This is a genomic window from Nocardioides sp. P4_G4, from assembly GCF_056401085.1.
Map to the genome: position 1 here is coordinate 1 of NZ_JBFUKA010000144.1, position 6,131 is coordinate 6,131.

Genomic DNA, 6,131 nt, shown 5'->3' on the forward strand with positions numbered 1-6,131 from the left:
GGGCGAAGCCCACGCCGAAGGTCTCCGCGCTCGCCTGGTCGAAGCCCCGCTGCCCGAGGAACTGGCGGGCCACGAGCGCGTCGGAGGTGCCGAGCTGCTCGGCGTAGTACTCCTGGGCGATCTTGTGGGCCTCGATGAGCCGGCCACGGGCGGGGCCCCGTGGGCGCTCCACCTGGTCGCCGTCCTCGCGCCGCAGCACCACGCCGTACTTGTCGGCGAGGCGCTCGAGGGACTCCGCGAAGGACAGGCCGTCGATCTTCATCAGGAAGGAGATGACGTCGCCGCCCTCCTGGCACCCGAAGCAATGAAAGAACCCGCGCGATGGGTTGACGTTGAACGACGGGGACTTCTCGTCGTGGAAGGGGCACAGGCCCTTCAGCGAACCGCCGCCCGCGCGCTTGAGGGTGACGTAGGACGACACGACGTCGTCGATGCGCGCCTTCTCGCGTACTTCGGCGATGTCGTCGTCGCGAATCCGGCCTACCACGTGGCGGAGTCTACGTCCGGCGTGATGGCCACCCCCACGGGTGCGTCAGGTTCATATTCAGCGGCAGGTGGGGCACGTTGGAGGAATGAGTTCTCCCCTGACACCCGAAGACCAGACCCTCGGGGGGCTGGTCAACCAGCTGACCCAGCAGGTCCCCGAGCTCATCCGCTCCGAGATCCGGCTGGCCCAGGCCGAGGTGGCCGAGAAGGGCAAGCGGGCCGGTGTCGGCATCGGCATGTTCAGCGTCGCCGGGCTGCTCGCGTTCTTCGCGCTCGCCACCCTGATCACGACCGCCGTCCTGGCGCTCGCGCTCGTCGTGGACGCCTGGCTCGCCGCGCTGATCGTCGCCCTGGTACTGCTCGCCGCGGCCGCCGTGGCCGGGGTGATGGGCAAGAACAAGGTCGCCTCCGCCGGCCCGCCCAAGCCGGAGCGCGCCCTGGAGGGCGTCAAGGAGGACATCGCCACCGTGAAGGGTGCACACCATGAGTGACAACCAGACCCCCGAGCAGCTCGAGGCCGAGATCGCCGAGCAGCGCGCGCAGCTCGCGCAGACGGTCGACCAGCTCGGCGCCAAGCTCGACGTGAAGTCCCAGGCCAGGGCCAAGGTCGCCGACGTCAAGGACCGCGCGACCACCGACGACGGCAAGCCGCGTCCCGAGGTGCTGGCCGCTGCCGGCTCCCTGGTCGCGATGGCGCTCGTCCTGGTGTGGTGGCGGCACCGATCATGAGCACCGGCACACCCGACACGTCTCGTCACGAGTCCACCACAGCCGACCCCGAGGACGAGCGCAAGCCGGACAGCCCCGCGGACCTGGAGAAGCGCTCCTGGATGTACGTCACTCGCAAGACGTTCCGGGAGTTCTCCGCCGACCAGTGCACGGACCTCGCGGCGGCCCTGACCTACTACGCCGTGCTGTCGATCTTCCCGGCCGCCATCGCACTGACCTCGCTGCTCGGCCTCGTCGGCCAGGCCGAGGAGTCGGTGCAGACGGTGCTGGACGTCCTCGACCCGCTCGTCTCCTCCGAGATGCTGGGCACGATCGAGCCCACGCTGACCCAGATCGCGCAGTCCCAGAGTGCCGGGCTCACGCTCGTCCTGGGACTGGCCGGTGCGCTGTGGACGGCGTCGGGCTACGTCGGGGCCTTCGGCCGGGCGATGAACCGGATCTACGAGATCCCGGAGGGCCGGCCGTTCTGGAAGCTGCGCCCGGTGATGCTCCTGATCACCGTCGTCGCCCTCGTGCTGATGGCCGCCGTGCTGCTCATGCTCATCGTCTCCGGACCCGTGGCCCAGTCCATCGGCGACGTCATCGGGCTCGGCGACGCCGCGGTGACGGCCTGGAGCATCGCCAAGTGGCCGGTGCTCGCGATCGCCGTCGTACTCATCGTGGCGATGCTCTACTACGCCACGCCCAACGTGAAGCAGCCCAAGTTCCGCTGGATCTCCGTGGGCGCCCTGGTCGCGATCGTGGTGTGGGTGCTCGCGTCGCTGGCCTTCGCGTTCTACGTCGCGAACTTCTCGTCGTACAACAAGACCTACGGCTCGCTGGCCGGGGTCATCGTCGCCCTGCTCTACCTGTGGCTCACCAACCTCGCGCTGCTCCTCGGTGCCGAGGTCGACTCCGAGCTCGAGCGGGGTCGTCAGCTCCAGGCCGGGCTGCCGGCCGAGGAGGAGCTCCAGCTCCCGGCGCGGGACACCCGCAACATCCGCAAGGCTCAGGAGAAGGAAGCCAAGGACGTCGCCGAGGGCCGACGGATCCGCGAGCAGCACGACGACCAGACACACACGTTGGACCCCCACCGAGAGGAAACACGATGAAGAAGCTGTTGGTACTCGTCGCCGGAGGAATCGGCTACGTGCTCGGCACCCGCGCAGGACGCGAGCGCTACGAGCAGATGAAGAACATGGCCACCCGGGTCAAGGACGACCCGCGCGTCCAGGACGCCGCCCACCAGGCGGCCGACACGGCCAAGGCCCAGGCCCCGGTCGTCAAGGACAAGGTGACGTCCGCCGCCAGCGCGGCCGCGGAGAAGGTGAAGCCCTCGGGCAGCAGCAACGGCTCCGACCTGGAGTCGCAGCTCAACCCCGACAACGTCGCGCTGCAGGACAACCCGTACCCCCAGGGCGACCTGCCCTGACGGTCAGCCGACCAGGGTGGCGTGCCTCGACACCGCACTGGCGTCGGTGAGCGACGCCACCTGGTCGACGACCACGCGGCGGCGGGCGGCCTCGTCGGCCGCCGCCGCCCAGTCGTCGGCGAAAGGCCGGTCGAGGGCGTCCGGCCCGCGGTCCCACACGGCCCCGAAGAGCTCGGCGAGCAGCAGCCGCTGACGCTCCATGAGCGCCACCCGGTCGGTGGCCTGCATGACGTAGTGGGCGGCGATCCCCTTGAGGATCGCGATCTCCACCTGCGTCGCGTGCGGCACCACCAGCTCGGCGCGGTGCCGCACCAGCGGCCCGTCGGCGGCCGCGAACGTGGCCGCCTGGACGCTGCCGCAGAACCGGCCCACCAGGTCGCTGGTGAGGTTCTTGATCGCCGCCAGGTCGCGCCGGGTGCCGGTGTACGCCGTGGTCGGCCAGCTGCCCTGCCGGCGCATGGACGCCAGCGCCTCGCCCAGCTCGTCGTCGGAGGCCTCGGGCAGGTACCACGCCCGGACGGTCTCCCACAGCGCGTCGAGGTCGAGCCGGGTCAGGTCGAGCCGACCGGCCACGATCCCGTCCTCGACGTCGTGCACCGAGTAGGCCACGTCGTCGGCGAGGTCCATCACCTGGGCCTCGACGCACTGGCGGCGCCCGGTGACGCCCTCGCGCACCCAGTCGAAGACCGGGGCGTCGTCGTCGTACACCCCGAACTTCACGACGAACCGGGGCGTGCCGTCGGCGTGCACCCCGCCGGGGCCCGGGGCACCGTCGCGCGCCCACGGGTACTTGGTGCAGGCATCGAGGGTCGCCCGGGTGAGGTTGAGCCCCACCGAGTCGCCCGAGGCGTCGAACGTCTTGGCCTCGAGGCGAGCCAGCAGCCGCAACGTCTGGGCGTTGCCCTCGAAGCCGCCGCAGTCCTGGCTCAGCTCGGCCAGCACCCGCTCGCCGTTGTGGCCGAAGGGCGGGTGCCCGAGGTCGTGGGCCAGGGCCGCGGTCTCGGTGATGTCGGGGTGGCAGCCCAGCGCCCGGGCCAGGTCGCGCGCGACCTGCGCCACCTCGAGGCTGTGGGTCAGCCGGTTGCGCACGAAGTCGTCGGTCTGCGGACCCACGACCTGGGTCTTGGCCGCGAGCCGGCGCGACGCCGCCGCGTGCACGACCCGGGCGCGGTCGCGCTCGAAGGCGGTGCGCACCGGGGCGTCCACCCGCTTGGGCGGCTCGTCGACCACGCGGGCGCGGTCGTGCTCGTCGTACAGCTCGTCGGGTGTCATCGCCCGCGAGCCTAGTGGCGTGCCGTGCACCGAAGTCAGATGAGCTTCGGGAAGGTGGCCAGGAACCCCGTCGTGGCAAGGAATCCGACTGCCGCGATCGCGAGCATCAGCCACTGCGTGCGGGAGCTGCGCAACCGGGTGGCCATGGCGCTGAAGAAGAGCACGGTGGCGAAGGCGACCGTGAGGATCGTGTAGTTGTCGCCGCGTTGGTTGTTGCGGAGCGCTTCCTCGTACTTGGCGTCGGCCCTGGCGTCGGCGTCCTCGGACTGCTGCAGCTCGGGGATCACGTACTCGTCGAGCTCGAAGGGCGTCGACGCGGCGTCCGGGTTCTTGGCCGGACGCTCGGCCAGCCAGATCGGGAAGGCGGTGGCCAGCGGCTCGGGGAACCGCTGCTGGAGGAAGTCGGTCAGCTCGGTGTCGGCGGCCTGGTAGGCCTGCAGCCACTCGGTGAACAGCGACACCTGGATGGTCTGCTTGCGGTTGGCGTCACCCTCGAGCCTGGCCGCCTCGATGCGCGCGGTGGAGGCCTGCGCGAAGGAGATCGACATCGCGCCACCCCACTTGCTGGACTGGAAGCCGGCCCAGGCCGTCATGATCGCGGTGATCGACAGCAGGAGCACCGCGACCAGTTCTAGCCAGTCGACCGGCGGATGCCTCGGGTGCTCGTGGGCCATGTCTCTCCTGCCCGCGCGCCGTGGTGACTCAGTAGACCGTGACGTGCACGTGGTCGTAGTGGTTGGCGGTCGTGGACCCGCGGTCGGACATGCCGCGCCAGCCCTCGCCGCTGCGCTCGACGGACCAGATCTGCTGGGAGTAGATGATGTACTCGATGCCCAGCGAGTCGTAGTGGGCGCGGAGGAACTCCGCGACCTCCCACCCGGTCGCGCCGCTGGTCATGATGTCGATGGCCCGGCCCTCGCCGTGCTCGCCGTCACCGCGCCAGGTGCCGTACGTCGTGATCTGCGGCCAGTTGGCGCAGACGACGTCGTGGATGCCGTAGAGCGCGGCGTGGCCCGCGTCGATCGTGGACCCGTTGGTGCACTGRCCGCCGAGGGACGGTCCGGTCTCGGGCTTGTCGTCGGCGAGGTAGCCGGAGGTGACCCAGCGGGACTTGCCGCCGACGACGATCTCGACCTTGTCACCGTCCTTGCGGCCGGTGACCAGGACCTTCTCGAGGGAGTCGACGAGGCCGACCTGGCGGGCGTCGCGCTCGGCGCTCGTCCACAAGTTGAGCTCGGTGGTGGTCCAGAGCCTGGTGTCGGCGGTCCGGACGGCCGCGGCCGTGGCCTTCTGCTCGCGGGCGTCCTGCCGCTTCTCCTGGCGGGCGTCCTGCCGCTCCTGCTGGCGGGCCTCCTTCTCGGCCTCCTCCCGAGCGTCCTGACGACGCTCGGAACGGGAGACGACGTCGCCGCGCTGGGCGACGCTCGAGGCGGAGATGCCGGCGGCGGCGTTCGAGGACGACGCGAGCAGGTCCTGGGTGCCCGGGACGACGGGTGGGGAGGTCATCACGCCGAGGGCGACGGCGGACAGGGTCGCGAGGACGGCGACGGGTCCGGCCACCTGGATGGCTGAGGGCGTGCGGCGGGCATTGGCGTCCCGCGTGTGGCGATGCTGAGCCACAGCGTTGATCCTTTGCTGTTGCGTTCGGGGGATGCTGTCCGACTCTCGAGCCTGTGAGGGCCTCGGGGGGAGAGGCGGGCAGAATGACGAGTGAAGCACAGCTTTTCGGGCCTGTCCCAATTCTGGAGGGACTCGTCGCGGGTGTTCCCGGTCGCCGGGCCGTCACCGCTTCGACACCGCAGCGTTATCCGCCCGTGACCTCGAGGGCGTCCTCGCGAACGTGGAAGTCCCGACCGTCGGTGTCGTCGAGCCACCCCTCGGGGAGCACGACCCGCTTGCGGGGCGCCCCCTGACGACCGCGCGGCGTGCCCAGCTCGCCGACCGGGAAGGCCTCGTCGGGGTCCAGGTCGACGAGCAGGTCGTCGAGGGTGGCCAGCGAATCGACCAGGGCGAGCCGGTTCCGCAGGTCGCCCCCGGCCCGGAAGCCCTTGAGGTACCACGCGACGTGCTTGCGGAACTCCTTGCAGCCGCGCTCCTCCCCCATGTGCTCGCTCAGCAGCTCGGCGTGCCGGCGCATCATGGTCGCCACCTCGCCGAGCGTGGGCAGGGTCGCCACCTGCTCGCCCGCGAAGGCGGCGGCCAGGTCGCGGAAGAGCCACGGACGGCCCAGGCA

9 protein-coding genes are annotated in these 6,131 nt (G+C 70.8%); 4 read left to right on the forward strand and 5 right to left on the reverse strand.

Annotated elements, in window-relative coordinates:
- A partial coding sequence (locus AC1DQF_RS20895) for a CHC2 zinc finger domain-containing protein (protein ID WP_477527150.1) occupies positions 1 to 487 on the reverse strand: 487 nt, incomplete at its 3' end.
- Between the two features lie 85 nt (positions 488 to 572).
- Between AC1DQF_RS20895 and AC1DQF_RS20900 the strand changes: the two genes are divergently transcribed.
- From AC1DQF_RS20900 to AC1DQF_RS20915, 4 genes are read left to right on the forward strand one after another with little or no spacing between them, the layout of a single operon-like run.
- Positions 573 to 977 carry a phage holin family protein gene (locus AC1DQF_RS20900; protein ID WP_477527151.1) on the forward strand — a complete coding sequence of 135 codons (405 nt, stop codon included), beginning with the start codon at positions 573 to 575 and terminating at the stop codon, positions 975 to 977.
- Positions 970 to 1,215 (forward strand): DUF3618 domain-containing protein, encoded by a 246-nt coding sequence (locus AC1DQF_RS20905; RefSeq protein ID WP_477527152.1) that lies wholly within the window; start codon positions 970 to 972, stop codon positions 1,213 to 1,215. The genes AC1DQF_RS20900 and AC1DQF_RS20905 overlap by 8 nt, the downstream gene beginning before the upstream one ends.
- On the forward strand, positions 1,212 to 2,306 hold the full coding sequence (locus tag AC1DQF_RS20910; RefSeq protein WP_477527153.1) for a YihY/virulence factor BrkB family protein: 1,095 nt from the start codon (positions 1,212 to 1,214) through the stop codon (positions 2,304 to 2,306). Before AC1DQF_RS20905 ends, AC1DQF_RS20910 begins: the two co-directional genes overlap by 4 nt.
- Entirely contained in the window at positions 2,303 to 2,626 is a 324-nt protein-coding gene (locus AC1DQF_RS20915; protein WP_477527154.1) for a hypothetical protein, read from the forward strand. Before AC1DQF_RS20910 ends, AC1DQF_RS20915 begins: the two co-directional genes overlap by 4 nt.
- 3 nt (positions 2,627 to 2,629) lie before the next feature.
- On the opposite strand, the gene AC1DQF_RS20920 is transcribed toward AC1DQF_RS20915, so the two are convergent.
- The 4 genes from AC1DQF_RS20920 to AC1DQF_RS20935 form a co-directional block, all read right to left on the reverse strand.
- A complete protein-coding gene (locus AC1DQF_RS20920) occupies positions 2,630 to 3,898 on the reverse strand; it encodes a deoxyguanosinetriphosphate triphosphohydrolase (protein ID WP_477527155.1) in 1,269 nt (422 codons plus the stop codon).
- Positions 3,899 to 3,933: 35 nt separating this feature from the next.
- Positions 3,934 to 4,572 (reverse strand): hypothetical protein, encoded by a 639-nt coding sequence (locus tag AC1DQF_RS20925; RefSeq protein WP_477527156.1) that lies wholly within the window; start codon positions 4,570 to 4,572, stop codon positions 3,934 to 3,936.
- A 28-nt stretch (positions 4,573 to 4,600) separates the two neighbouring features.
- Entirely contained in the window at positions 4,601 to 5,518 is a 918-nt protein-coding gene (locus AC1DQF_RS20930; protein ID WP_477527157.1) for a VldE C-terminal domain-containing protein, read from the reverse strand.
- Between the two features lie 184 nt (positions 5,519 to 5,702).
- On the reverse strand, positions 5,703 to 6,131 hold a 429-nt coding region (locus AC1DQF_RS20935), incomplete at its 5' end, for a tRNA-dihydrouridine synthase (RefSeq protein WP_477527158.1).

Coding starts and splice junctions, on each gene's coding strand:
- AC1DQF_RS20900 (WP_477527151.1), top strand. CDS start 573: ATGAGTTCTCCCCTGACACCCGAAGACCAGACCCTCGGGGGGCTGGTC.
- AC1DQF_RS20905 (WP_477527152.1), top strand. CDS start 970: ATGAGTGACAACCAGACCCCCGAGCAGCTCGAGGCCGAGATCGCCGAG.
- AC1DQF_RS20910 (WP_477527153.1), top strand. CDS start 1,212: ATGAGCACCGGCACACCCGACACGTCTCGTCACGAGTCCACCACAGCC.
- AC1DQF_RS20915 (WP_477527154.1), top strand. CDS start 2,303: ATGAAGAAGCTGTTGGTACTCGTCGCCGGAGGAATCGGCTACGTGCTC.
- AC1DQF_RS20920 (WP_477527155.1), bottom strand. CDS start 3,898: ATGACACCCGACGAGCTGTACGACGAGCACGACCGCGCCCGCGTGGTC.
- AC1DQF_RS20925 (WP_477527156.1), bottom strand. CDS start 4,572: ATGGCCCACGAGCACCCGAGGCATCCGCCGGTCGACTGGCTAGAACTG.